24 protein-coding genes, 1 tRNA gene and 1 pseudogene are annotated in these 25,605 nt (G+C 34.7%); 11 read left to right on the top strand and 15 right to left on the bottom strand.

Going from position 1 to position 25,605, the window contains the following annotated elements; all coding sequences use genetic code 11:
- Positions 1–30: 30 nt before the first annotated feature.
- The 4 genes from BWD121_RS02990 to BWD121_RS02975 form a co-directional block, all read right to left on the bottom strand.
- A complete protein-coding gene (locus BWD121_RS02990; RefSeq protein ID WP_078663334.1) occupies positions 31–1,086 on the bottom strand; it encodes a DNA polymerase III subunit delta' in 1,056 nt (351 codons plus the stop codon).
- Positions 1,083–1,727: a dTMP kinase gene (gene tmk / locus BWD121_RS02985; protein WP_078663333.1), complete on the bottom strand. Its 645-nt coding sequence runs from the start codon at positions 1,725–1,727 to the stop codon at positions 1,083–1,085. Before tmk ends, BWD121_RS02990 begins: the two co-directional genes overlap by 4 nt.
- Positions 1,728–2,356: 629 nt before the next feature.
- Positions 2,357–3,235, bottom strand: a complete 879-nt coding sequence (locus tag BWD121_RS02980) for a septal ring lytic transglycosylase RlpA family protein (RefSeq protein WP_078663332.1) — start codon at positions 3,233–3,235, stop codon at positions 2,357–2,359.
- Between the two features lie 377 nt (positions 3,236–3,612).
- Positions 3,613–3,688, bottom strand: a tRNA-Lys gene (locus BWD121_RS02975).
- Positions 3,689–4,562: 874 nt separating this feature from the next.
- Between BWD121_RS02975 and lexA the strand changes: the two genes are divergently transcribed.
- Complete coding sequence (lexA, locus tag BWD121_RS02970; protein WP_078663331.1) at positions 4,563–5,276, top strand: transcriptional repressor LexA; 714 nt, start codon at positions 4,563–4,565, stop codon at positions 5,274–5,276.
- A gap of 275 nt (positions 5,277–5,551) precedes the next feature.
- Entirely contained in the window at positions 5,552–6,865 is a 1,314-nt protein-coding gene (rimO, locus tag BWD121_RS02965) for a 30S ribosomal protein S12 methylthiotransferase RimO (protein ID WP_078663330.1), read from the top strand.
- Between the two features lies 1 nt (position 6,866).
- On the opposite strand, the gene ttcA is transcribed toward rimO, so the two are convergent.
- The 4 genes from ttcA to BWD121_RS02945 all read right to left on the bottom strand — a co-directional run bounded on the left by ttcA (position 6,867) and on the right by BWD121_RS02945 (position 10,452).
- Positions 6,867–7,655 (bottom strand): tRNA 2-thiocytidine(32) synthetase TtcA, encoded by a 789-nt coding sequence (gene ttcA / locus BWD121_RS02960; protein WP_078663329.1) that lies wholly within the window; start codon positions 7,653–7,655, stop codon positions 6,867–6,869.
- Positions 7,656–8,011: 356 nt separating this feature from the next.
- Positions 8,012–8,629, bottom strand: a complete 618-nt coding sequence (rpsD, locus tag BWD121_RS02955; RefSeq protein ID WP_078663328.1) for a 30S ribosomal protein S4 — start codon at positions 8,627–8,629, stop codon at positions 8,012–8,014.
- A 178-nt stretch (positions 8,630–8,807) separates the two neighbouring features.
- On the bottom strand, positions 8,808–9,620 hold the full coding sequence (gene murI / locus BWD121_RS02950; RefSeq protein ID WP_078663327.1) for a glutamate racemase: 813 nt from the start codon (positions 9,618–9,620) through the stop codon (positions 8,808–8,810).
- Positions 9,613–10,452, bottom strand: coding sequence for an RNA methyltransferase (locus BWD121_RS02945; RefSeq protein WP_078663326.1), 840 nt, complete (start codon positions 10,450–10,452; stop codon positions 9,613–9,615). The genes murI and BWD121_RS02945 overlap by 8 nt, the downstream gene beginning before the upstream one ends.
- Before the next feature lie 322 nt (positions 10,453–10,774).
- Between BWD121_RS02945 and sfsA the strand changes: the two genes are divergently transcribed.
- Genes sfsA through radC form a run of 3 tightly spaced genes read left to right on the top strand, consistent with a single transcriptional unit; the run spans position 10,775 to position 13,126 of the window.
- Positions 10,775–11,500: a DNA/RNA nuclease SfsA gene (gene sfsA, locus BWD121_RS02940; RefSeq protein ID WP_078663325.1), complete on the top strand. Its 726-nt coding sequence runs from the start codon at positions 10,775–10,777 to the stop codon at positions 11,498–11,500.
- The gene (map, locus tag BWD121_RS02935; RefSeq protein WP_078663324.1) at positions 11,484–12,314 is read left to right on the top strand and encodes a type I methionyl aminopeptidase; all 831 of its coding nucleotides are present in this window, start codon (positions 11,484–11,486) and stop codon (positions 12,312–12,314) included. The genes sfsA and map overlap by 17 nt, the downstream gene beginning before the upstream one ends.
- Before the next feature lie 17 nt (positions 12,315–12,331).
- On the top strand, positions 12,332–13,126 hold the full coding sequence (gene radC / locus BWD121_RS02930; RefSeq protein ID WP_078663323.1) for a DNA repair protein RadC: 795 nt from the start codon (positions 12,332–12,334) through the stop codon (positions 13,124–13,126).
- 49 nt (positions 13,127–13,175) lie between these two features.
- Here radC and BWD121_RS02925 read toward each other — a convergent pair whose 3' ends face one another.
- From BWD121_RS02925 to BWD121_RS02910, 4 genes are all read right to left on the bottom strand, one after another.
- The gene (locus tag BWD121_RS02925) at positions 13,176–13,388 is read right to left on the bottom strand and encodes a DUF3126 family protein (protein WP_078663322.1); all 213 of its coding nucleotides are present in this window, start codon (positions 13,386–13,388) and stop codon (positions 13,176–13,178) included.
- 857 nt (positions 13,389–14,245) lie between these two features.
- Entirely contained in the window at positions 14,246–15,019 is a 774-nt protein-coding gene (locus BWD121_RS02920) for an alpha/beta hydrolase (protein ID WP_078663321.1), read from the bottom strand.
- Complete coding sequence (locus tag BWD121_RS02915) at positions 15,016–15,462, bottom strand: DUF192 domain-containing protein (RefSeq protein ID WP_197684858.1); 447 nt, start codon at positions 15,460–15,462, stop codon at positions 15,016–15,018. The genes BWD121_RS02920 and BWD121_RS02915 overlap by 4 nt, the downstream gene beginning before the upstream one ends.
- 183 nt (positions 15,463–15,645) lie before the next feature.
- The gene (locus BWD121_RS02910; protein WP_078663320.1) at positions 15,646–16,221 is read right to left on the bottom strand and encodes a cold-shock protein; all 576 of its coding nucleotides are present in this window, start codon (positions 16,219–16,221) and stop codon (positions 15,646–15,648) included.
- 303 nt (positions 16,222–16,524) lie between these two features.
- Here BWD121_RS02910 and BWD121_RS02905 point away from each other — a divergent pair, with 303 nt between their 5' ends.
- The 5 genes and pseudogenes from BWD121_RS02905 (at position 16,525) to BWD121_RS02885 (ending at position 21,393) form a co-directional block, all read left to right on the top strand.
- Positions 16,525–17,658 (top strand): ABC transporter substrate-binding protein, encoded by a 1,134-nt coding sequence (locus BWD121_RS02905; protein ID WP_078663319.1) that lies wholly within the window; start codon positions 16,525–16,527, stop codon positions 17,656–17,658.
- A gap of 125 nt (positions 17,659–17,783) precedes the next feature.
- Positions 17,784–18,859: pseudogene (locus BWD121_RS02900) on the top strand (branched-chain amino acid ABC transporter permease).
- Positions 18,859–19,917 (top strand): branched-chain amino acid ABC transporter permease, encoded by a 1,059-nt coding sequence (locus BWD121_RS02895; RefSeq protein WP_078663318.1) that lies wholly within the window; start codon positions 18,859–18,861, stop codon positions 19,915–19,917. Before BWD121_RS02900 ends, BWD121_RS02895 begins: the two are co-directional and overlap by 1 nt.
- Positions 19,914–20,696, top strand: a complete 783-nt coding sequence (locus tag BWD121_RS02890) for an ABC transporter ATP-binding protein (RefSeq protein ID WP_078663317.1) — start codon at positions 19,914–19,916, stop codon at positions 20,694–20,696. Before BWD121_RS02895 ends, BWD121_RS02890 begins: the two co-directional genes overlap by 4 nt.
- Positions 20,683–21,393, top strand: coding sequence for an ABC transporter ATP-binding protein (locus tag BWD121_RS02885; protein ID WP_078663316.1), 711 nt, complete (start codon positions 20,683–20,685; stop codon positions 21,391–21,393). The genes BWD121_RS02890 and BWD121_RS02885 overlap by 14 nt, the downstream gene beginning before the upstream one ends.
- Before the next feature lie 102 nt (positions 21,394–21,495).
- On the opposite strand, the gene gatA is transcribed toward BWD121_RS02885, so the two are convergent.
- Together gatA and gatC are read right to left on the bottom strand one after the other, a co-directional pair.
- Entirely contained in the window at positions 21,496–22,980 is a 1,485-nt protein-coding gene (gene gatA, locus BWD121_RS02880) for an Asp-tRNA(Asn)/Glu-tRNA(Gln) amidotransferase subunit GatA (RefSeq protein ID WP_078663315.1), read from the bottom strand.
- 30 nt (positions 22,981–23,010) lie between these two features.
- Positions 23,011–23,298 (bottom strand): Asp-tRNA(Asn)/Glu-tRNA(Gln) amidotransferase subunit GatC, encoded by a 288-nt coding sequence (gene gatC, locus BWD121_RS02875; protein WP_078663314.1) that lies wholly within the window; start codon positions 23,296–23,298, stop codon positions 23,011–23,013.
- 155 nt (positions 23,299–23,453) lie between these two features.
- Here gatC and ruvX point away from each other — a divergent pair, with 155 nt between their 5' ends.
- Positions 23,454–23,933, top strand: a complete 480-nt coding sequence (gene ruvX / locus BWD121_RS02870) for a Holliday junction resolvase RuvX (RefSeq protein WP_078663313.1) — start codon at positions 23,454–23,456, stop codon at positions 23,931–23,933.
- On the opposite strand, the gene BWD121_RS02865 is transcribed toward ruvX, so the two are convergent.
- A complete protein-coding gene (locus BWD121_RS02865) occupies positions 23,918–25,543 on the bottom strand; it encodes an acyl-CoA dehydrogenase family protein (RefSeq protein ID WP_078663312.1) in 1,626 nt (541 codons plus the stop codon). The two genes, ruvX and BWD121_RS02865, sit on opposite strands and share 16 nt — an antisense overlap.
- Positions 25,544–25,605: the final 62 nt, after the last annotated feature.

The raw sequence follows: 25,605 nt of genomic DNA, 5'->3' as shown, positions 1-25,605 counted from the left end.
ACAATGACATAACGCCTATTAATTACATTGTCACGGAAAAAGCTTAGATTCATGAACGATCTTATGAACTTTAAAAAGCAGATTGATAATAAATTGCTTTTTATCAAGATTAAATGATTGCAGTTGTGCTATTTCCTGATAAATCTCTTGCCATGTTTGTGCATATTTTTTTGAAAGAGCGAGAATCCCCTTTTCGGCCGAAATAATAGCTCTTTTTTGAATCTTATTAAGAATTTCATCACAAAATTGTTGAAATTTGACATCCGAATCCGATGACGAAAGTGTCTGAGCAAGATTGTGAACAAGAGCTAGATTACAAACCGATTGTTCTAACAAACTATCAATAGTTTGAACAATTTCAAGCCCACCATAACATGTAAGTAGGAGCGCTTTTCGAGGGTTTCCTTGGGATTTCTGAATAACCATTTCCATAGTCTCTCTATCAACTTCCCCTTGATCAGAAAAAATATGTGAAATAACCTGTTTTATCTCATCATCACACAATGGCCGCAAAGAGATCTGTTGACAGCGTGAACGAATTGTCGGAAGTAATTTTCCTGAACAATGTGTAATAATAATAAATAAAGCCTTTACGGGAGGCTCTTCAAGCATTTTAAGAATTGCATTAGCAGCACTTCTACTCATATCATCTGCAGAATCGATAATAATAATACGCCATCCACCATCTTGCGATGTTTGGTTCAAAAAATGTGCGACATCGCGGATATCATCAATTGATATACTTGTCTTGAACTTTTGTGTTTTTAAATCAAAATGGCGAGAAACGTGTATAAGACCAGGGTGACTACCCTGCATTATCTGGTGCCATACAACTGAATCATGTTCTGGCTGCAAAAAACCACTTTCTTGATTACTTAAAATATTCCAAGCAAAGTGAAATGCTAATGTTGCTTTACCAATTCCCCGCTCTCCTTCAAATAATAATGCATGATGTACACGCCCTTCTTTACGTATTTGCGCCAAAAAGTGACGAACTTCTTTATGACCAATGATGATGTTATTTTGTGATGGTGATAAAATCCCTTCGATATCGTCATATTGACGCAAAAAATTGATATCACTCATGGCACATGACTCAATATTAACTGATGACAGATATCTTTTATTTGTGATGCTATCATTTCCACTGCACAGGTTGCATCAATTACACGAAATCTAAAGGGTTCATTTCTAGCCAATTGGAGAAAAGCCTGTCGTCTTTGCTCTTGAATATTTAATTGATCTTTTTCGAAATAGTCGATCTTTCCGATTTCTTTCCTTCGTAAATCTGTGCGCTTCATACCAAACGTTGCTGGTATATCTAACAAAAATGTCAAATTGGGCATAACTGTACCCAGACCGATACGTTCTAAAACAGAAAGAAGGTGAGAATTCACCTTACTATTAAGCCCCTGATAAACCCGCATAGAATCAATAAAACGATCGCATAAAACAATTTTTCCTGCCTGCAAAGAAGGTAAAATAACTTCACTAACATGGTCAACACGTGCTGCTGTAAATAAGACTGCTTCAATGAATGCACCATATTGTTCCGTATTACCTGATAATAAAACATAGCGCATTGCTTCAGCGCCCGCTGTACCTCCAGGTTCTCGGGTTATAACAACATCATAGTTTTTGCTACGAAGATACTGCGCAAGCAAAGAAATTTGAGTCGTTTTACCCGCTCCCTCCCCTCCTTCAAATGTAATAAAATAACCTGACACGTATAAACCTTAATTTCTTACTTTGGCTTATATTATAAGTATTTTTTTAAGCATCCAATTGTTATTTTATAAAGCGCATTTTTAAAATAAATAAAATATTACTTCAATTGTCATTAATTTTGCTAATGAAAATAGGAAAAAGATAATATTACTCTATCTTTTTTAATATTATCACGCATCATCAATAATAGCGATTATGGTGTAGAGATTTTAAATTTTGCGCTTTTATCCATTAAACATTAATCCCAAAAATAAGGAAAAAACTTTAATGCTATTACTATTATGCGATTGTTTCCTTTTTGCACAAAAAATCAGCATAAAAAGCAGATTGTATAAGAAAAGAGCTTATTCATTTTTCACAAAAAATATAGTTATAAATTGAAAAATTTTTTATGTTTTTTATAGTTAGCAAAGAAAACTCATATAATACATTATATAAACAGTGTAATGCATTATATACTATAACTTTTTTGTTATATAAAATTTACTTATAACATTTCATTCAGTTATTGGCTTGCTGTAAATATATTTAATTCAGCTTTGTTTTTATATTTTTCTGGATCATTTGTTACTTTTTTATGCATATTATAAAAAATACAGCGTTTTTTCTTAAGACAATTACAATAGGTTTATCCTGAATTTTCTTTATTGAGTTTATGAGCAAAAGCTACTTGATTAAGTGATGTGGGTTTATTAATCAAAACAGGGCCAATATCTGGTAATTTTATCAAAAAAGTCCCAACTGATTGTTTTGAATTTACTGTAGCCTTCATCAGCTGTTTTGGATGACTTGTATTAAACGCAAAAAATACATTATCTTCCTTGTCTTCTAGAGTATTTGCTAATGCTAACATCATAGATGAATTATAATCTCCAGATGTATAAGAAGCCATTAAATAAGCACTATCATAATCATTTACAGGCGCTTTACTGATATACTCTACTTTAACATTTGTCACCCCTTTATTGACATAACCAAGAATTATTGCAGCTTGTTTGGATAAATCAATAATTCTATCCTTTATAAAAGGACCACGGTCATTTACCCTAACAATAATAGAAGAACCATTTTCTAGGTTTGTAACGCGAGCATAACTGGGCAAAGGCATCGTAGGATGAGCAGCAGTTAAGAGATTCATATCATAGATTTCACCATTTGCAGTTAAACGTCCATGAAAATCTGAACCATACCATGATGCTTGACCAACACGTTTATAAGTTGGATTTTCTTCTGGATAATACCATTTTCCTTTTATTTGATAAGGCTTACCAACAACAGCTCTACTGCCTTTATTTTTTGATTTATGCTGTGTATTTAAAACCTTTTCAGGTACAGTAACAGCCTTTACCACCTTTACCTTAGATGTTGTATTAGTGGGACTTTTCTCTGCAAATTGTGTTGTTTGATTTGCACAAGCTGTTAATAAACCAACAGCAGCAATCATAGGCATAAATTGAAATATCATTTCAACAACGGAGGTTAACTTTCTTTTACTATTTAAAAGCATTTATCAGCCCGCTTACCCTTTTTTAGCTTTTATTGTAAACATGGAAATTACATTCTTTGTGTATGGTAGGAAAATTTATATCCGTTAATGACCATATTTGTTAGATTTATGGTATTCTAAAAATCAATCTTCCATCAAGCTATTAACGTGATATAAAAGAATATTTGTTATAATTTATAAGAGGTGAGGTATACCTAACGTTGATGAAAGTTAAACAAAATCAATAAGTTATAAATATAAAATCAGAAATAAAACATCATAATATAAACTGTGAATTAAGCCGAGCGTACTTTATATGAATAATAGCAAACAGGTATAATTTACAAATAGCATAAATAATTTTTACCAATTTACGAGGAATTTGGAAACATTATTTATGGTGAGCGCGCAGGGATTCGAACCCTGGACCTACTGATTAAAAGTCAGTTGCTCTACCAACTGAGCTACGCGCTCCCACACAATTATTTTGCTTGTGGAAAATGAATGGGAACATACGGTCGACTTTTCATTTGGTCAACACTTTTTATGAAAAAATATTATTTTTTACTTTGTTTAGCGAAATACTCTTTATTGCACCCACCTTTCCTACTTATTTTATGCACTCTTTAGGATACAAAATAATACACGACAGCATATTGTACTCTTTATACCCATTAATATAGGTAGAAGATATGCTTTTCAGTAAATGCAAATGACATCATTCAAATAAAAACAGAATATTAATGACTCAAATTTTTAAGAATCCTTTACTTCTTTTTTGCGCAATTTTAGTGTGACTTAATCTTTTAAACAGTAGCAACATTGTTGTGAATTAATCATTTGATAAAGTGATTTTAACTATGTAATGTAACTGGCCACACTCAATTGAAAAATTGTTCTTTAATTGATTTATTTTATAATAGAAAGTAAGCAAAATATTTATGTCTATCTTATAAGGTAGAGATAACACTCTTTAAAAACTGATCATAAAATCATGTAAATTATTTATTCAACTTGAGAAAAGTCTTGGTTGATACCTATAAAATCGCACTACAAACTATATATCTATTTAAAATATAACTAATATAAATTAAGTCTGAGCAATTCTAAATACGATACTCCACATATAGCCGTTAGGTTATAAAAATAAATTTGACGATAATATATACGAATAATTGTCAGATAAAAAACAAATGAATCCGCACTCTTTTTTCTAGGCTCAAATTCCTAGACTGAAAAATAAAGTAAAGACTTTTGCGTTATTTTATGAAAAATTGTAAGAACAATCATGAAATACCTATGCTTTGTCTTCTATTTTTCTTTTTCGATTTTTTGATTGGAATGTTGAATGCTGACATGTAAACAATATGAGCTACTTTTATTCATTTACAATCATATGAAAGAAACTGGTATCCCCCCTTCTTTTGATGAGATGAGAAATGCATTAGAGCTTGCTTCAAAATCCAGCATTCATAGGCTTATTACAGCTTTAGAAGAGCGTGGTTTTATACGTCGTTTACCAAACCGTGCTCGTGCAGTAGAAGTTATCAGGCTTCCTGATAAAATAACATTCAATCTTTCCTCTGCACGTAAAATTTTTCCAAGTACGGTAGAAAAAAACACAAAAAAAACATTTCAAAACTTTGATAATCTTGATCGTTCTGACAAGAAAAACAAACAAAATATTACTATCCCTATTATGGGCCGTATTGCTGCTGGCGTACCTATTTCGGCAATACAACAGCAAACAAATACACTTTCTCTCCCATCAGACATGATTGGTTTAGGTGAGTATTATGCCTTGGAAGTTAAAGGTGATTCTATGGTTGAGGCAGGTATTATTGATAAAGATACTATAATTATTAAACGTCAAAGTACAGCAACACAAGGTGAAATTATCATTGCATTAATTGATAAACAAGAAGCAACTTTAAAACGTTACCGACGTAAAGGGGTTTCAATTGCATTAGAGGCTGCAAATCCTCATTATGAAACGCGCGTATATAAGCCTGAACGTGTTCATATACAAGGCAAACTTGTTGGACTTATTCGCCATTATTAAAAGGCAAAATAATTGAAAATATAAATAAACAGCTGTGTAGGTTTTAGAAATGTTTATATATACAAAGTCGTCACCGTGATGATTATAGATAACGCCATTTATTAGCGTTTTTGTCTTTTGTATTCTGTATGCTCGTGATTATAAATAAATTTACATAACTTTGTAGCAAAATGTATCAAATGCGTCTAAAGGTTAAAGAGTATGCAGACATTTTTCCTAAAAAGTAGGGATAATGGATAAGCTAGATTTTCATTAAAGAATTACAAGGATTAATTATGGCAGCACCTCGCATTAGTTTTGTTTCTCTCGGTTGTCCAAAAGCACTTGTAGATTCTGAGCGTATTATTACAAGTCTTCGTTCTGAAGGTTACGAAATCTCACATAAGCACCAAGGAGCGGATCTCGTTATCGTTAATACCTGTGGTTTTCTTGATTCTGCACGAGCTGAATCACTAGCTAATATTGAAAAAGCTATCAAAGAAAACGGAAAAGTTATTGTAACTGGATGCCTTGGTGCTGAACCTGATGTTATCCGTCAAGCACATCCTAGTGTATTAGCTATTACTGGACCACAAGCATATGAAAACGTCATACAAGCAGTTCATACAGTCGTTCCTCCAGTCCATGATCCTTTCGTTGATTTAGTTCCTCCACAAGGCATCCGTCTTACACCCCGCCATTATGCTTATTTAAAAATTTCTGAAGGATGTTCTAATCGATGCAGTTTTTGTATTATCCCTGCTCTGCGCGGTAATTTGGTCTCTCGCCCTATAGGCGATATTCTCCGCGAAGCAGAAAAGCTTGTACAAGCAGGCGTAAAAGAACTTTTGATTATTTCACAAGACACTAGTGCTTATGGTATTGATATTAAATATGCTGAAAGCTCTTGGAAAGAGCGCACAATAAAAACTAAATTTTTAGATCTTTGTCGCGAATTAGGAGATATGGGTGTTTGGGTGCGTATGCACTATGTTTATCCTTATCCTCATGTTGATGCAGTTATTGAACTGATGGCCGCAGGAAAAATCCTCCCTTATTTAGATATCCCTTTTCAGCATGCATCACCAACTGTTTTACGCAATATGAAACGCCCTGCTCATATGGAAAAAACGAATCGTAGAATTGAAGAGTGGCGAAAAATTTGTCCAGATCTCACTTTGCGATCAACATTCATTGTTGGTTTTCCAGGAGAAACCAATGAAGATTTTGAGACGCTTCTTGAATGGTTAGAAGAAACAAAAATTGAGCGTGCTGGTTGCTTTAAATATGAGGCAGTAAAAGGTGCTGCTGCAAACGATCTTGAATTAGAAAGCATTGCGGAAGAAGTGAAAGAAAGTCGTTGGCATCGCTTTATGGCAAAACAACAACAAATTTCTGTCCGTCTTTTAAAGAAAAAGATTGGACAAAGGCTTCAAATCCTCATTGATGAAAGTCAAGGTAAAGTAGCTAAAGGTCGCAGTAAGTATGATGCTCCAGAGATAGATGGCGTTGTTCATATATCATCACGGCGACCACTTCGCAGCGGTGAATTTGTTACTGTTAAAATCGAACAATCCGATGCCTATGATCTTTATGGTATTGCTGTTTAAATTATAGTAAAGCATTAAAAGCGAAAAGCTTTTTATCAAGCAAATGACTTGGGCGCACATTTGTCAAAGCACGAATCATAGTATCTTTACGCCCTGGCATTCTTTTTTCGATATCATTCAGCATTTCTTTTATTACATTGCGTTGCAAACCACTTTGGCTACCACAAAGATTACAAGGAATAATAGGAAATTGCATTGCTTGAGAAAATTTTTTCATATCCTCTTCAGCTGCATAAACAAGAGGACGCAAAACAAAAAGATCTCCCTCATCATTTATAAGCTTTCCAGGCATAGCTGCTAAACGACCACCATGAAATAAATTCATAAAAAACGTTTCTAAAACATCATCACGATGATGTCCGAGTACTAATGCAGAACACCCCTCCTCACGTGCGATACGATACAAATGTCCACGCCGCAACCTGGAACAAAGCGAACAATATGTTTGTATTGGTGTCAACTTATCTGTAACAACTGAATAAGTATCCTGATATTCAATGCGATAAGGAATTTGATAATTATTCAAATAATCAGGAAGAACATACTTTGGAAAACCTGGTTGACCTTGATCAAGATTACAAGCTAAAATTTCAATTTGTAAAAGACCACGCCATTTTAAATTTAAGAGAAGAGCCAATAAACCATAAGAATCTTTTCCACCAGACAAAGCAACAAGCCATTTTTTTCCTGAAGATAACATAGAAAAATCATCGAACGCTTGCCGTATATGATGTAAAAGTCGTTTACGTAATTTATTAAACTCTACAGTTGAAGGAGCAACTCGAAACATTGGATGGCAATCATCAACACTCTCCTCCAAAAGACCACCTATACCTACATTTTTCTATTGTTCGATATTACTTAGAAAGTTTAATTCATAATACTATACCCTGTATAATAATACAATGGCTCACTTTCAATCATAATACAAACAACAATAAATATAACAGGATTTAAATTTATGCTAAATCCTGTTTATAAATTGGATATTCATAATCAAAAAGATAAAAATGTACATACGCTATCGCAGAAAAACTGATAACCTCTGATGGATTAATGATGTTATCAGTTCCAGCGATTGCAAAACAACATAGCGATTTTTAAATACGCAATCAAATTAGAGAAAATAAATTCTACATAAAAAATTTAGCGTGAATAAAATTCAACAACTAAATTAGGTTCCATGTGGACAGCATAAGGAACATCTGAAAAAGCAGGAATACAAGTAAAAGTTGCTTTCATTTTGCTGTGATCTGCCTCAATATATTCAGGTACATCACGCTCAGCTAATTGTATAGATTCTAAGACCAAAACAAGCTGCTTTGATTTCTCACGAACTTCAATAACATCGCCTGGTTTACAACGGTATGACTGAATGTTGGTACGTCGACCATTTACATTGACGTGACCATGATTGATAAATTGACGAGAAGCAAAAATAGTAGGTACAAATTTTGCGCGATAAACGATAGCATCTAAACGTGACTCTAAAAGACCGATAAGATTTTCACTTGTATCACCGCGACGACGAACAGCTTCTTCATAAATTTTACGAAATTGCTTTTCTGAAATATCACCATAAAATCCTTTTAATTTCTGCTTAGCACGCAATTGGATACCATAATCAGAAAGTTTACCTTTACGGCGCTGCCCGTGTTGACCAGGACCATATTCACGGCGATTTACAGGAGACTTGGGGCGCCCCCAAATATTTTCCCCCATACGGCGGTCAATTTTATACTTTGTTGATTCGCGCTTACTCATCGCATTTCCTTTACATAAAAAACAAGGTCAAAATATAAACCTCAAGGAAACGCACCCTCCTCTGCCTTCTAAAGTGAAGACTGACAGGATATCTTACACACAAATTTGAAAGCTATCCACGGGACACGTCAATTAATATTATTTTCTTAAAAGAAAAAGTTAAAATAACTTTATTCAATTATACTTTAAAGTCAACTCCCTTTACTATATTAAAACCAAACTTTTGTAATAAATGCTCAGTTGCAACTCCTATATTTTGCGATGTAAATAAAGCGCAGTCTTCATGTGTCTTTATGTCTTTATTTCGTATTTCCTCTAATAATAACGATCTGGTGCGTCTGGCTATAGCCTTTGCTGGATCAATCCAATTTACCGGCCATAAAGCCTGCTTGTGAAATAAATTAATTAAAAAAGGATAATGTGTGCAAGCCAAGACAATAACATCTGTATATTTGCCATTTTTCTCAACAAAACACGGTAAGATTTCACGACGCAATTCTTTGTCATCGATAGGATTCCCACGCAAATAATTTTCAGCAAATCCTGCAAGTTTTGTACTGCCCACAAGCTGAACATGGTACTGATTGGCAAAAGAATCTATTAATTTATGTGTATACGCACGTTGAATCGTCCCAGGAGTTGCTAACACTGAAATAAGACCTGACTTTGTTTTTTTAGCTGCTAATTTAATTGCAGGTACAGTTCCAACAAAAAGAATATTAGGAAATTTTTGTCGTAAATCTGTTATCAACAATGTAGAAGCCGTATTGCATGCAATAACACATAAAACAGGATTATAAAATTTTAATAGATTTGTAAAAATCTTTAAAATGCGCTGTTTTAAAGCATCTTCACTCCAAACACCATAAGGAAATCCTGCATCATCAGCAACATAAATAAATTGGAATTCAGAAATAAGAGCGCGTACTTCCTTTACCACTGTTAACCCACCAATACCGCTATCAAAAAAAAGAAGTGGCCGCTCACTCATTAGTGTTTACACCTGTTGTGATTTTCTTTTTGCGATTACGCCCTATAGGTGCACCGCTACCCCGTGGAAATTGAGGTGAAAAATGATCGAGTGAAGATATAACTCCCCGTAGCAGTCGAATTTCAGATTCACTCAAATTAGCACGTGTAAAAACAGAGCGTATATTGAGAACCATCACCTCTTTGCGTTCTTGCGGTCTAAAATATCCACGAGAATCCAAAGCATTTTCTAATTGCGATAAAAAACCGTGCAGCGTGGCTTTATCTGCTGATTTCATTTCTGCTACACGAAAAGCCGTATCGTTTAAATCATCTAAACCGGATTTCATCCATTCATAAGACATCAACAGAACTGCTTGTGCAATATTCAATGAAGCAAAAGCAGGATTAACTGGAAAAGTAACAATTTCGTCAGCAAAGCTAATTTCGTCATTTTTAAGCCCCCACCTTTCTCTACCAAATAAAATACCTATTTTATGCCCAACACTTTCATGATAACGTAAAATACCTGCTGCTTCTACAGCACTTCTAACAGTCTTAAAACCACATCTTTTACGTGCTGTTGTACCCAAAACATAATTTAAATCTGCGATTGCGTCATATAATGTATTAAAAACTAATGCATTATCAATAATATGATCAGCTTTACTGGCTGCAGCTCTAGCTTTCTCATTTGGAAATATTTCTCGTGGTTTAACCAGCCGAAGATCAGATAGTCCAAAATTTGCCATCGCTCTTGCCACCATACCAATATTTTCTGGCAATTGCGGCTCAACTAAGACAATAATTGGACCATTCATTATATTTTGACAACTCCTATTTGTCCCAGCCATTTCATCTCACCGATCTTCATAAATCATATCTCTATAGCTAATTTTTTCTGCAACTCAACCTTTCAAATCAATACTCCATGAAATAACCTTTTTAGTGACAAATTGTAGTCAATTTTATCTCCTCAATAGAAAATCATTGATTTATCTAGAAAAGGATTAAGTATGAATTCCGAAAGAAAAATGACTCTTGCACTCATAACAATGTTATTGATTGTTACAACTATTATTTTTTATGCCAATGTAACTATATCTGATGTGCTTCAACTCATCTGAATATAATTCTTGAGTTGAATTATAAGATTATGCCCTTTAATAAGGGAATATGTTTTTTGTTCCTGAACTCTATCCTGCAAAACTTGTCCGCCGTTATAAACGCTTTCTTGCTGATGTTAGAAAGAATGATCAGCATATCTTTACCGTTTCAGTTCCTAACACAGGCTCGATGCTCGGATTAACAACTCCCGACTCTAATGTTTGGCTTTCATACAGTAATGATCCCAAGCGAAAATATCCATATCGATTAGAAATTGTCGAAGCAGACAATACTTTGGTTGGCATTAATACAACTTTGCCTAACAAACTTGCATTAGAAGCAATTCAAAATGGTTTATTGCCCGAATTAAGCGGATATAAAACGATCTTAAGTGAACAACGCTACGGTACACACTCACGTATTGATTTTCTTCTACATGATGACACTCTTCCAGAATGTTATCTAGAAGTAAAAAACGTTCATTTCATACGTCAAAAGGGATTAGCAGAATTTCCCGATACTGTAACAAAACGTGGTGCACGCCATCTTGATGAGCTCATAAAAATTGTGCAACAAGGAAAGCGAGCAGCTATGCTTTACATCATTCAACGAGAAGATTGCTCAGCTTTTACAGTTTGTCGTGATCTTGATCCCACTTATGGATGTAAATTTGATTTAGCTTTAAAATCAGGGGTAGAATTTTATGCTATAAAATGTCACGTAAGTATAAAAGGTATTTTTCCGATTCACCAAGTAAAAATAGAAAATAGCAAGAAAAATGACCAGTTATATTGAATATAATAAAGTACCCTTAAAATTTAATGGACAAATTCGTATTTTTGACGACTATGCTTTTTCTGAAATGCGCAAAGTTGGTCGCATTGCGGCAGAATGCCTTGATGCACTCACAGACATCATTAAACCTGGTATTACTACACAAGAAATTGATGATTTTGTCTTTATTTATGGAGTTGAACGCGGTGCTTTACCTGCTGACTTAAATTATCATGGATACAGCCATTCATGCTGTACATCTATCAATCACGTTGTTTGCCATGGCATACCCAATAAAAGGCCTTTGCAAGAAGGTGATATTGTTAATATTGATGTAACATTCATTCTCAATGGTTGGCATGGAGACTCAAGTCGCATGTATCCTGTTGGAAAAATCAAGCGTGCTGCAGAACGTTTGCTAAAAATAACCCATGAAAGCCTTATGAGGGGAATTGCAGCAGTTAAACCTGGTGCAACTACAGGTGATATTGGTGCAGCCATTCAGCGTTACGCAGAATCTGAACGGTGTTCAGTTGTAAGAGATTTTTGTGGTCATGGAATTGGTCAACTTTTTCATGATGCACCAAATATTTTACATTATGGAAACCCAGGGCAAGGTGAAGAATTAAAACAAGGCATGATATTTACAATTGAACCCATGATTAACCTTGGCAAACCACAAGTTAAGATTTTATCTGATGGCTGGACTGCTGTGACACGTGATCGTTCACTTACTGCACAGTATGAACATACAATTGGCGTAACAAGTCAAGGATGCGAAATATTTACTGAATCTCCTAAAGATATTTTTTATGTTCCAAGTTCATACGCTTAAATAAATGTAGTAATATTATGGCAAAAAAATCAAATAAAAATGGAGTCATGCAAAGCAATTCCTTTGAGCTAATATCAAGTGCTTCGCTTAGTCCGATACCACAAACAAAAAATGAAAAACTTAAAACAAATTCAAAAATAACTAAACATTATGAAGGACATCGTGAACGTCTGCGTAAACGCTACTTAAAGACGAAGGGCAATGCAATTGAGGATTATGAATATCTTGAACTATTGCTTTTTCGTACTCTCCCTCGAGTAAACACAAAAATAATAGCCAAAAATTTAATAGAACGTTTCGGCTCGTTAACTGATGTGTTGAATGCTGATATTAACCTTCTTCAAGAAGTTCCTGGATGTGGTCCAGCTACTGCAATAGACCTGAAAATTATTTCAGGTGTCGCAGGACGCCTTGCTCGTGCACAACTATCTAAACGTGATATTTTTTCCACGTGGGATAAGGTATTAGCTTATTGCAAAGCTGTTATGGCGCATGAAACACGGGAACAATTTCGTGTTCTATTTCTTGATAAGAAAAATGGCTTACTTTCTGATGAAGTGCAACAAACTGGCACTATCGATCATACTCCTGTCTACCCTCGTGAAGTTGTCTCTCGAGCTTTAGAATTATCTGCATCAGGGCTTATCTTAGTTCACAACCACCCTTCAGGCGATGCTACACCTTCTGATACAGATATATCAATGACGTACAGATTAAAAGATATTGCCAATGCACTCGGAATTATTCTTCATGACCATCTCATTATCGCGCGTAACGATCACACAAGCTTTAAAGCACTAAAACTTATATAAAACCAATAGAATGCAGAAAAAAATCGTATTCCAATTACAATTAATTACATCATTTTCCCAGATCAATATCTAATATAGCCATTGAGAAGTTATAAGATAACTCATTTTCATCCTCGTCCCGGTAAATAATACCCAAAAATTCATCCCCGATATAAACTTCACAAGAATCATCTTTTTTCGGCCGTGCTTTTACCTGCAATGCTGAATTTTGGAACGTCTTTTTAAAATAACTATCAAGTTTTCTTATTTCATCAGCATTCACCGCACTCTCCTACATTTTAAGATTATCAATTAATTTCTTTTTTGCAGATAAAATACTTCTATGATTCTGCAAAGATGATAAAAATTTTTATTTCCAATCTTTAATCCTGTTATTTATGTTTAAAACAAGATCATTCTCACAAACTGTATTGAATAACTTTCAATAAAAAGCCTATAATTATTATTAAATTTTAAAATAAAAAAATACACAACAATCTCTGTTTTATTTTTTTATTTAGCACTCTCTTCTATAAAGATATTCGAGACATATCTTAAATATCAACCACCACAATGCTTAGTTATTTCACTTCAAACAAAGTCATTATAAATAAAAACATTATTTCCTACAAACAATGTTTTACTTACCATGAAACTTTTTGCATGATCTACAGTAATCTTTTTCCAATAATTATTTACTAAGTAAATAAATACCAAAAGAAAATATCTTTGAAAAACAAATTTACTCTTTGTTTTTATTTCTATAAACGATAACTTTGAGCTCAAAAAGAGAATAAGTTCAATTAATCTATCATAAAGAAGATTTTCACTCTAGCATAAGCTGTTTTAAATTTGTAGCCGTTACGATTTGTCTATAAAATCTATGATATAAAAATCATTCCATTTATTTTATAAATTATAAAAACTGAAATATTCTATTGAATTATATTATTTATTTCAATATTTTTACATATAAAAATTAAATTATAATATAATCGCTTAATATAAGCTTTTACCAATATTTTTTTGTTTTTAAACATAAGCTGTACAATAAAACAGAAATTCCAAATAAGCTGTTTATATTTCTAAAATAACAAACTGTTAAATTTTATTTCAGCTTTTTATAAATATAAATGAATTTCATGCAATCGGATAACGAGAAAGAAAATCGATAACACCTTTTTTATAGACCTGATCTCCCACAGCAAGCATATGATCTCGTCCTGGAATTTCTAACACTTCACCATGTGGCAACAAAGCGACTAATGGTTCTGCCTCACCACTGATATCATCTAACGAACCAACAGCAACAAGTGCAGGTTGCTTGATTTTATGAACATCAGACTCTGTTAATCTTTGTGCTGATGTCATGATACAAGTAGCAAGAGCGCGTCTGTCACTTTTAGTTTGATCTACAAATTTACGGAACATCAGACCACGCGCATTAGTAATAGTTGAAACATCCTCTGCTAAAAGAGCTTCTGCAACAGGTTTCCAGTCACCTCCCCCTGTTACCATACCAATCCCTAAACCTCCAAAAATAACACTATGCACATATGCTGGATACAAAAGCGCCATAAATGCACTGATCCGAGCACCCATGGAATATCCCATAACATGAACTTTAGATAATCCTAGGTGTTGAAGCAATTTAACTGCATCGCCAGCCATAGCTTGAGGAATATAAAATAAAGGATCATAACTTTTAACTGAATCACCATGTCCACGATTATCAAGAGCTATAACTCGATAACCTACCTCAACAAGGCTACGAAACCACCCTGTTGCATACCAATTAATTCGTGCAGAAGATCCAAAGCCATGAATCAACAAAATAGGAACACCTTGACCTTCCTCACGATAAGCAAATCGTAAACCATCGTGTTCAAAAAAATAAACATCTTTTGCTGTCATTCTCTATTACCTTTACATTTCCCACAAATAGCAGGATGAATAACACGCTGCCCTTTTTGTATGTTTTTATCAGCAACTTCACCAGCATTGAGCTCAATAACGAAAGCCGCCGGCACCTTTGATGAAATAATATCTTCCGAAAATATACGGGTATTTTCAACAATTGAAACAATAATTCCCTCAGAGTTTAAAAAAATCATATCCAAGGGTAAAGGAGTATTTGCCATCCACATAAACATTTTCTGTGTATTTTCAGATGTGTTATTTATTGAATTTTTAAATAACATTGCGTGATTTTGAGGAAAATGAGTACGGTACATCAAGCCGGCGCTTGATTGAGCTTGTGAAAAAGCAATTTCAACATTATAAGAAAATTCACCTTGTTTTGTATTAATTACTAAGGGAGTTGGATCAATTGGAATTTGTATAGGCTTTTTTGCCATAATCACTTTTATACCTACACAAAAAAATACCCCTATACAAAAAAAGATCAATTGAATGATTTGTTTTCTTTTAGAAAACTTCAAATATCTCACTCCTTATTAAGGCTTAATTTTATCTTTATCAGAAGATAAAGAACATTAAAATCTTAAACAAAAAAATAAAATAAACTATAATATTGAAATTTAATGCGTAGCAAATGGAAGTGCTATATCAGGGTAAATTTCTGCTGTCATCAGGCCTTTTTCTCCTTTACCAAAACGCACAATAACAATTTGACCAGAACGAAGCTCCGCTAAACCAAAACGACGCAATGTTTCCATATGAATAAAGATATCTTCTGTTCCCTGCCCTCGGCTAAGAAAACCAAAACCTTTATCACGATCAAACCACTTAACAATTGCACGCTCTAAACCACTTTCAGGAGTAACTACAATATGCGTACGTACCGGAATTTCTGATGGATGAACAGCAGATGATAAATCAATAGATTTAACCTGGACACATTTTAATCCCCGTCCAGTTTTCTTTACAGTGCAAATAATTTTAGCACCTTCTAAAGCTGTTTGAAATCCATCTCGTCGCATCACAGTAACATGTAACAATATATCAGGAAGCCCACATAAATCAGGGACTATAAACCCATACCCCTTACTGCCATCAAACCATTTAATGACACCACTAATTTCAGTAATTTCACCACAAATATCGAAATTATCTTCAGACAGGGAATAATTTTTTAAGGTATCCTTACTCGTCATAATCAAACATGATTCCTGTAGGGTTAAATTCTACAAATTGATTCTTATCACGGTTAGTAAACATTGCTATTGTATCAACAAGCAAGCCCCAAGATAAGATTTCCCCTACATTGTAGTAACACCTAAAATTTGGTAAATTAATTCACAATATAAATACTTCTCTGAAACGTTTAATCGTATACTTCACACGGTTAATAAAGAGCCTTCACACGCAATGATTAATTTTTATTAATGTGTAACTTGCATGATAATAAAGTTCAAGATAAAATATAAGGTTATAATTATAAATAAGGGGAGCGTATAATGCAATTGAAGAAATTCCTTACTATAATCGCTACAATAATGATGCTCATAGCAAATGCTTATGCTAATGCTCCTATTAAAATTGGTGTTTACCTTCCATTAACAGGCCAAAATGCATTTGGAGGTCAACTTGAACTAGAAGGTATACAGTTGGCACATAAAAAAATACCTGAAATACTGGGACGTAAAGTTGAACTTATTATTATTGACAATAAGTCCGATAAGGTAGAAGCAGCTAATGCCGTTATGCGTTTAACTGCAAATGACAATGTTAACGGTATTATTGGAACTTATGGCTCTTCATTAGCATTAGCTGGTGGAGAAGTGTCTGAAAAGGCAAAAACTCCTGTTATAGTGACTTCAGCAACAAATCCGCTTATTACGCATGGCAAAAAATACTCTTTTCGCACATGTTTCATTGATCCTTATCAAGGTGCAGGTGCTGCAACTTATGCAATTCAAAACTTACATGCAAAAAAAGCAGCTATATTAAAAGATATATCAAGCGATTACGCAATTGGGCTTGCAAATTATTTTAATCGCTCATTCAAAAAATTAGGTGGTGAAGTTATCTTAAATTTAAACTATAATTCTGGAGATCAAGATTTTTCAGCTGCTCTCACTCAAATTATAGCACAAAAACCTGATGTTTTATTTATCCCATCTTATTTTTCTGAAGGTTCCATTATCATGAAACAAGCACGTGAATTGGGTGCACAATTCCGCATCATGGGGGGTGATGCTATGGACAACCCAGAAACTATTGCAATTGCAGGACAAGCTGCAGAAAATTTTTTACACACAACACTCCCCTACGATAAAAATATGCCAAATATGTCAAAAGCTGCACAAGAATTTACAAATGAATGGAAAACAACTTACCCTCATAAAGAGCCAAATATCAATTCAGTTTTAGGATACACAGCTTACATAATGTTTATGAAAGCTATTGAAAATGCTGCAAGTGCTGATCGCGAAGCAATCACTATAGAATTGAGTAAGTTGCAAGATTTACAAACACCTTTTGGTAGTGTGTCTATGGATGAAAATCACAATCCTCAAATCCCTATAGGTGTTATTGAAATAAAAGGTGGCAAACGTATCTATCTAAATGAAATCAAGCCTGCCATCTAATATTTTAGAACATTGATTTATTAAATCAAAATATAAGATCTGATTGAAAATTATTCTTTCAATTAAATTATTCAAAAATCTTATATTCTACCCTATATGAACTAACAAATGCAGAAGGACAAAAGATGAATACTGAAATGTTCATTCAGCATTTTTTTAACGCACTAGCATTGGGATCGCTTTATGGGCTTATCGCGATTGGTTATACCATGGTTTATGGTATTTTAAGATTAATTAATTTTGCTCACGGCGACATCTTTATGTTAGGTGCATATTTTGTTTTCTTTTCTACAATTAGCTTTATGCCTGCGTGGGTTGCTGTCCTGCTTATATTGTTAGCTCTCCTCATTTATTATTCAGTATTTATAGGGTTTAAAAAACGCCCTGAATTTTATTGGATCACAATTCTTTTATCCTTATTTTAGGGCTTATTTATTATTCAAAAATTGCTCCACAAAATTTTACACCGATTTGGATTTTAGCCATTTGTTTTTCAATTTTTATCACAAGTGCACTAGGCATTGCTGTTGATCAATGTGCTTATAAGCCTTTGCGTAATGCTCCACGAATTTCGGTACTTATTAGTGCAATTGGTATTTCCTTTTTCATTGAAAATCTCGCAACTGTGCTTTTTAGTGGAATTCCCAAGGGTGTGAAACAGCCAGATTTTCTTGTCACACCAATCCAATGGCATTTCGGACAAGGATCAGATGCAATTATTCGAATTAGCCCTATGTCCTTTATTGTTCCTGTTGTTTCTTTTGTTCTCGTTATTCTCTTGTTATGGATTATTTATAGAACAAAACCTGGTCTTGCTATGCGTGCAATTTCGCATGATATTGAAACTGCTCGTTTAATGGGTGTTTCTGTTAACAAGATTATTGCATTCACATTTTCTATAGGTTCGGCATTAGGCGCTGTAGCAGGAATCATGTGGGCTCTACGTTATCCTCAAATCCAACCTTATATGGGTATACTTCCTGGACTAAAAGCATTTATCGCTACTGTTATTGGAGGTATTGGATCAATTCTAGGAGCAATGCTCGGAGGATTATTATTAGGTTTTCTTGAAATTATGATTATCGCTTTTTTTCCAGCTTTATCTGGATATCGAGATGCTTTCGCTTTTATTTTATTAATTGTTATCCTGCTGGTAATGCCAACTGGTTTCATGGGCAAAAAAAGTCAAGAGAAAATCTAATGGCAAAATCAACTACGCTTTTTCTATCATTTATCAGTATTGTGGCTCTTATCGGTTTTTTATTTTATGCCGATACTCATTTTAATGACTATACACTGCGTATTATCAATCTTATTGCTATAAACGCCATATTGGCAATCTCGCTTAATTTGATTTACGGATTTACGGGTATGTTCTCTCTTGGACATGCTGGTTTTATGGCTATTGGTGCTTATATATGTGCAATTTTACTTCTCTCTCCTGAACAAAAAGAAATGATGTGGATTCTAGAACCGATAGCTGAACCATTACAAAATTTGCAATTACCTTTTTTCATTGCTGTTATTATAAGTGGTTTATGTGCTGCAGCTGTAGGCTTATTGATCGCTTTGCCTATATTACGTCTTGGTGGTGACTATCTTGGAATTGCGACATTAGGTTTTGCAGAAATTATTCGCGTTATTATCACCAATGCTACATCTTTAACAAACGGTTCATTGGGAATTAAAGGAATACCTCAAAATGCTACATTGTGGTGGAATTATGGTTGGTTAGCATTTACAATTATTTTTATAACTCTTTTATTACAAAGTAATATTGGTAACGTATTGCGCGCTATTCGTGACGATGAAATCGCCTCAAAAACAATGGGCATTAACACTTATTTTTATCGTAGCTTTTCTTTCACTGTTGGTGCATTTTTTGCAGGTATTGGAGGTGCATTAACAGCCGCTCTTATTTCAACCATCGATCCTAAAATGTTCAACTTCCTTTTAACCTTTAATATTTTGATGATTGTTGTTGCCGGTGGTCTTGGTTCTATTACAGGGAGTATTATTAGCAGTATTATTATTACAGTGATGCTTGAATCACTTCGTATTATTGAATCTCCATTAAATTTAAGTTTTATATATATTCCAGGAATACCAGGACTACGTATGGTTGTTTTTTCACTTTTATTATTAGTAATCATCTTATTCTGGAGACAAGGATTGCTAGGCCAACGTGAATGTTCATGGAATTGGATTTACTCCCTTTTAACAAGGAGAACACTTTCTAGTAATGAGAAAAAATCATGAGCGACATGATCCTTTCACTTAATGATGTTACGATGCGTTTTGGTGGATTAATCGCTGTCAACAATATCAATATGGCTATCAAACGGGGAACAATTACTGGATTAATTGGTCCCAATGGTGCCGGAAAAACCACTGCTTTTAATATAATTTCTGGTTTTTATACACCCACAAATGGAAAAATCTTTCTAGAGGAAGAAAATATTTGTGGTCTTTCACCTCATATTATCTGTAAACGCCACATTGCACGAACATTTCAAAATATTCGCCTTTTTTCAGGATTAACAGTGTTGCAAAATGTCATGGTTGGTGCCCATGTTCGGCAAAAATACCCATGGTTTGCTTCCGCTCTTTTATTACCAAGTGCAATTAAAGAAAAAAATAAGCTTTACAAAGAGTCGATGGAAATTCTTGAACGACTTCAGCTTGCTCATCTCGCCAACCAACCAGCAACCACTTTGGCTTATGGTGCACAACGGCGTTTAGAAATTGCTCGGGCTTTAGCAACAAAACCTAAATTACTTCTTCTTGACGAACCTGCTGCCGGAATGAATCCTCAAGAAAGTGAAGAACTTAGAAAATTCATAGAAAAAGTAAGGAAAGAATTCGACCTTACAATTCTACTTATTGAACATGATATGAAAGTTGTCATGGGGCTTTGCCAAGATATTTGGGTATTAGAATATGGCCGTTGCATTGCCAATGGAACACCAGATGAAATTCGCCATAATCCTAAAGTTATTAAAGCTTATCTTGGGGGAGATATGTATGAACATTCTTGAAATAAAAAATCTTCACGTTCATTACGGTGCTATTAAAGCTGTTCAAGATATTTCTATGTCCATAAAAAAAGGGAGTATAGTAACTTTAATTGGTGCTAATGGAGCAGGAAAAAGCAGTACTGTACGTTCTATTGCAGGGCTTAATCGGCCTGTTTATGGAGATATTATATATAAAGGTAAATCTATTACAGAAAAACAGCCAGAAGAAATTTTACAATTAGGCATTGCATTAAGTCCTGAGGGGCGGCGTATTATGCCTCATTTGACTGTTTTAGAAAATCTTCAGCTAGGCGCTTATATTCGTAATGACAAAGTCGGTATTGCTCATGATATTGAATGGATATTTGACTTATTTCCACGGTTACGTGAAAGATCCAAGCAACTGGGCGGTACAATGTCAGGTGGTGAACAACAAATGTTAGCTGTAGGACGTGCACTTATAAGCAATCCTGACATGGTGATATTGGATGAACCGTCTCTTGGTTTAGCACCACTTCTTGTACAAGAAATTTTTTCGATTATCCGCAAAATTAATGAAATGGGAAAAACTGTTCTTCTTATTGAACAAAACGCTTTTGCAGCTCTTTCTGTTGCCGATTATGCTTATATTTTGGAAGTAGGGAAAATTTTATTTCATGGTAAAAGCCAAACTATGCTTTCTGATCCACGTATAAAAGAAGCATATCTTGGCAGCTAAAAATTATAGTACGAAATTACAGTCCACCCCAAAAGATCTTTTTCTATCTCTTAAGGAGAGAATATTTTTATTTCTTCATAAAAAATGTAAGCTTGTGATTTTTTATGGCCACCATTTTTCAGCATTTAATGTTCCCGCCGCTTGCTCTATAATGTAGGCTATCTGAAAAATTGTTTCCTCAGCAAAAGGTTTACCAATCAATTGCAATCCTAGTGGTAAACCATTTAATGATAAACCTGCAGGAACAGAAATACCTGGTAATCCCGCCATATTAACTGACACAGTACAGACATCGTTTAAATACATTGCTATTGTGTCATTCTTCATTTTCTCATCAGCAATACCAAAAGCTGATGCCGGTGTTGTAGGTGTTAAAATAGCATCAACACCAGTTGCAAAACATTGATCGAAATCACGTTTAATTAATGTTCGCACCTTTTGAGCTCTAAGATAATAAGCATCATAATAACCTGCAGAAAGAACATAGGTACCAATCAAAATACGCCGTTTGACTTCATCACCAAAGCCAGACGAGCGCGTATTTTCGTACATTTCAATGATATCTTTCCCTGGCATACGAAGCCCAAAACGGACACCATCATAGCGTGCTAAATTAGAAGACGCCTCTGCAGGAGCTACAACATAATAAGCAGGTAAAGCATATTTTGTATGAGGTAATGAAATATCAATAATCTGAGCTCCTGCTTCCTTTAGCCAATCCATTCCTTTTTGCCAAAGTTCAACAATTTCAGTAGACATTCCTTCAATATAGTATTCTTTTGGAATACCAATTTTCATTCCCTTGATTGATCGACCTATATAATTTTCATAATCGGGTACTGGTACATTAACCGAAGTTGAATCTTTATCATCAAAGGAAGCCATTGATTTAAGCATAATCGCGCAATCACGTACATCTCGTCCGATAGGCCCAGCTTGATCGAGTGATGAAGCATAAGCTATAGTCCCCCACCGTGAACACCGCCCATAAGTTGGCTTTATCCCCACAGTACCAGTAAAGGCTGCTGGTTGACGTATTGATCCACCAGTGTCAGTTGCTGTTGCGCCTGCACAAAGTCGTGCTGCAACAGCAGCTGCAGAACCACCTGAAGAACCACCTGGGACAAGTTTTTCATCTGATCCTTTTTTCCGCCATGGATTAATAACTGGCCCATAATGTGATGTTTCATTAGACGATCCCATCGCAAACTCATCCATATTAAGTTTGCCTAACATAACCGCCCCATCTTTCCACAAATTAGCCGTTACTGTTGATTCGTATTTCGGTTTAAAACCATCAAGAATATATGAACAAGCTTGAGTATGGGCATCTTGTGTTGCAAAAAGATCCTTAACTCCTAGTGGAATCCCCTCTAAAATACCAGCTTGCCCTTTTGCAAAACGCTTATCTGATTCAGCAGCCATTTTTGTTGCTTGTTCTGCTGTTAGCGCCACATAAACATTTAAAGTTGGATTAGCTAACTCAATTGCTTTTAAATAAGCTTCTGTTAATTCAGTTGCTTTTAGATCTCTCTTTGTTAAAGCAGCACGAGCTTGTGCAATCGTTAGGGTTGTTAAATCAGTCATATTGATTCTCGAATTTTAAAATATTAAAAATTACTCGACGACCTTTGAAACAAGAAAGAAATTTTCTTCTGTTATAGGTGCATTTGCTACAATTTCTGCAGCTTTATTACCATCTGTAATATTATCTTCACGCATTCGCAAAGCCATAGGCATTACCGATGTTAATGGTTCAACTCCATTGATATCAACTTCATTAAGTTGTTCTACAAACTCTAAAATGGCATTGAATTCCTTTGTCATGCGTTCTGTTTCATCATCATGAATAGCAATACGCGCTAAATGTGCTACCCTTTTGACTGTTTTATTATCAACAGACATATTATGCCTTTCTGCTCAAATTTGATTGCGACATTACTCTCTTCATGTTTTGGCTATACAAGCTCACTTCTATAAGCGCAAGAATATTGATATCTGTATCAAAGCTTCACTATAAATATTAACTTAAAATATTAAGAAACTCTAGGTATAAACACATGGCTGTCATTAACCTACATGAAATTACTACACATCTTTTACCCAAACAAACGATAGCAGGTTTGGATTTGGGCACAAAAACTATCGGAATTGCTATTTCTGATATCAGTTTAACCTTTTCAAATCCACGTCCTGTCATTCAGCGGAAAAAATTTACGTCAGATGCCCTTACACTTGTTCAAATTTTTAATAATGAAAATGTAGGGGCTGCTGTTATTGGCTTGCCTGTTAACATGAATGGAAGTAACGGCCCTCGTGTTCAAGCAACCCGAACTTTTGTTAGCAATATGAGAGCATATACAAAAATTCCATTTATTTTTTGGGATGAACGATTGTCAACAATTGCTGCACAACGCTCCCTTTTAGAAATGGATGTATCACGCGCCAAAAGAGCAGCCCGCATTGATTCTGCAGCTGCTGCTTTTATATTACAAGGCGTTCTTGATAGAATTAAGAACCTAAATCACACAGAAGGATAAAGAATCTCCAATAATTGTCCAGGATTATATCGTGCAATCATCATGCCATAGGATAATCTCCATTGTCCTCCAAGGCGGCTTTCCATATAAGCATTTACAATATATTCCATTTCCTTATAACGTAATGATGCAGTTGCAGCAGCATATGCCACTTGCTCAACAAAAAAACGGCCTGCTCCTTCATTTGTTGAAGCCATATGGATAGCAGATTTGATAATTTCAACTGCTCGCGGACCTGCTGGCCCAATACCAGTTGCAATTTTTTCTAACAGTTGCTGAAATAATCCAGGTGCTTTATTAGCTATAAGAATTGCGTCCCTCACTAGTTGATTAGAATCATTATTTCTAACTATCCGCGCAGATCCATCATGTAACATTTGCGATAATGGATTGCCTTCCACAAAACTTTCTAAACCAAGCTGTGCAATAATTTCACTAACAATAGGAACAACTAATTGATTTACATGACAAGCAATAATAGGTGTCATAATACGTGCAAAAGCTGCTTCAGCGTGACTATTTGTAGCATTATCAAATGCCCGTGCTAAACGTAAAACCAATGCTTGTGAAGCAGCAATATCAAGTGCAATATCAGCAAAAATACGCTCTGTTAGTGGTGGTAAAGGCTGATTTGGCATTTTTTGCCGAAAAAAGTCTATGCCAAATTGAAGTGCTGCGCGCAAAACACCTGTTGATATCACAGACTGATCGAAGCGCGTCATAGTATCGATATCTTTAATTATTTTAGCCCCCTCCCCAATATTTCCCAAAAGCCAACCATAACTGCCTTGGAAATGGACAATCCCCTCTGGTACTGAATATTCTCCAGAACGCTGCAATAAATAATGAATTGAGATATTATTTATTGCACCATTTTCTTGCACGCGTGGGACTAAAAAGCAGCTTAAATGACCATCTATTTCCGCACTAACAATATATCCATCAGCGATCGGATTAATAACATTGGTTTTTATACTATTTAAATGATACAGATCACGCCCCATCTTTTCATCAAAAGAAACTTTCTGAGCAATTGGAAAATTAGAAGGGTATTTTTCACTTTTTGCGACATTATCAAAAGCACAAGTAAGAGAAGCACCTTTTTTATCATTAATAGGCTTGAGGGATGAATCATATTGACGTGACAAAAGTACGTTTCGCCATCTTTTAAATAACTTAACGTCCCCAATTAATACCGCAATAGCTGCACTTGTTATAATAACCTCATTCAAATGACCGGTTTCCAGACCAGCAGATAAAGCTAAACGAATAGCACGTACCTGATAACGTATTCCACTTTCCGAAGCTATATTTTCCCATAGTGAAGTACTTAACCCCACTTGTCTAGAATATCTTTGAAGAGTATCATAGGCAGGGTGGATTTCTAACTGTTCTGTTAATTGGCTCCATTCGGTATTATAGCGTAATATTGGTCGGTGGTGATTTGCTAAACGGGAGAGATCTCGTGCTTCATGGCTAGCTACAAATGCTCCTATTTCTTCAAAACTTGCTAATAAAGATACAGGTAAATTAGATGCAATACGAAACATAAGTGTATCACTAAGAAACGCATTTTTTCGCTGGCCATTCTGCATAAACAGAGAACTCATAGTATATTCCTTATTCGAATCATTGATATCATAGACTATTTATCTTTTTACATTTATTACAT

It is taken from the genome of Bartonella sp. WD12.1, from assembly GCF_002022415.1.
GTDB lineage: Bacteria > Pseudomonadota > Alphaproteobacteria > Rhizobiales > Rhizobiaceae > Bartonella.
Note: the sequence above shows the minus strand (reverse complement) of the source record. Positions and strands in the feature narration are given on the sequence as shown.

Bases quoted from the DNA above. Each gene is read 5' to 3' on its own strand.
- BWD121_RS02990 (WP_078663334.1), bottom strand. From the start codon at position 1,086: ATGAGTGATATCAATTTTTTGCGTCAATATGACGATATCGAAGGGATT.
- BWD121_RS02980 (WP_078663332.1), bottom strand. From the start codon at position 3,235: ATGCTTTTAAATAGTAAAAGAAAGTTAACCTCCGTTGTTGAAATGATA.
- lexA (WP_078663331.1), top strand. From the start codon at position 4,563: ATGCTGACATGTAAACAATATGAGCTACTTTTATTCATTTACAATCAT.
- rimO (WP_078663330.1), top strand. From the start codon at position 5,552: ATGGCAGCACCTCGCATTAGTTTTGTTTCTCTCGGTTGTCCAAAAGCA.
- ttcA (WP_078663329.1), bottom strand. From the start codon at position 7,655: ATGTTTCGAGTTGCTCCTTCAACTGTAGAGTTTAATAAATTACGTAAA.
- rpsD (WP_078663328.1), bottom strand. From the start codon at position 8,629: ATGAGTAAGCGCGAATCAACAAAGTATAAAATTGACCGCCGTATGGGG.
- murI (WP_078663327.1), bottom strand. From the start codon at position 9,620: ATGAGTGAGCGGCCACTTCTTTTTTTTGATAGCGGTATTGGTGGGTTA.
- BWD121_RS02945 (WP_078663326.1), bottom strand. From the start codon at position 10,452: ATGGCTGGGACAAATAGGAGTTGTCAAAATATAATGAATGGTCCAATT.
- sfsA (WP_078663325.1), top strand. From the start codon at position 10,775: ATGTTTTTTGTTCCTGAACTCTATCCTGCAAAACTTGTCCGCCGTTAT.
- map (WP_078663324.1), top strand. From the start codon at position 11,484: ATGACCAGTTATATTGAATATAATAAAGTACCCTTAAAATTTAATGGA.
- radC (WP_078663323.1), top strand. From the start codon at position 12,332: ATGGCAAAAAAATCAAATAAAAATGGAGTCATGCAAAGCAATTCCTTT.
- BWD121_RS02920 (WP_078663321.1), bottom strand. From the start codon at position 15,019: ATGACAGCAAAAGATGTTTATTTTTTTGAACACGATGGTTTACGATTT.
- BWD121_RS02915 (WP_197684858.1), bottom strand. From the start codon at position 15,462: ATGGCAAAAAAGCCTATACAAATTCCAATTGATCCAACTCCCTTAGTA.
- BWD121_RS02910 (WP_078663320.1), bottom strand. From the start codon at position 16,221: ATGACGAGTAAGGATACCTTAAAAAATTATTCCCTGTCTGAAGATAAT.
- BWD121_RS02905 (WP_078663319.1), top strand. From the start codon at position 16,525: ATGCAATTGAAGAAATTCCTTACTATAATCGCTACAATAATGATGCTC.
- BWD121_RS02895 (WP_078663318.1), top strand. From the start codon at position 18,859: ATGGCAAAATCAACTACGCTTTTTCTATCATTTATCAGTATTGTGGCT.
- BWD121_RS02890 (WP_078663317.1), top strand. From the start codon at position 19,914: ATGAGCGACATGATCCTTTCACTTAATGATGTTACGATGCGTTTTGGT.
- BWD121_RS02885 (WP_078663316.1), top strand. From the start codon at position 20,683: ATGAACATTCTTGAAATAAAAAATCTTCACGTTCATTACGGTGCTATT.
- gatA (WP_078663315.1), bottom strand. From the start codon at position 22,980: ATGACTGATTTAACAACCCTAACGATTGCACAAGCTCGTGCTGCTTTA.
- gatC (WP_078663314.1), bottom strand. From the start codon at position 23,298: ATGTCTGTTGATAATAAAACAGTCAAAAGGGTAGCACATTTAGCGCGT.
- ruvX (WP_078663313.1), top strand. From the start codon at position 23,454: ATGGCTGTCATTAACCTACATGAAATTACTACACATCTTTTACCCAAA.
- BWD121_RS02865 (WP_078663312.1), bottom strand. From the start codon at position 25,543: ATGAGTTCTCTGTTTATGCAGAATGGCCAGCGAAAAAATGCGTTTCTT.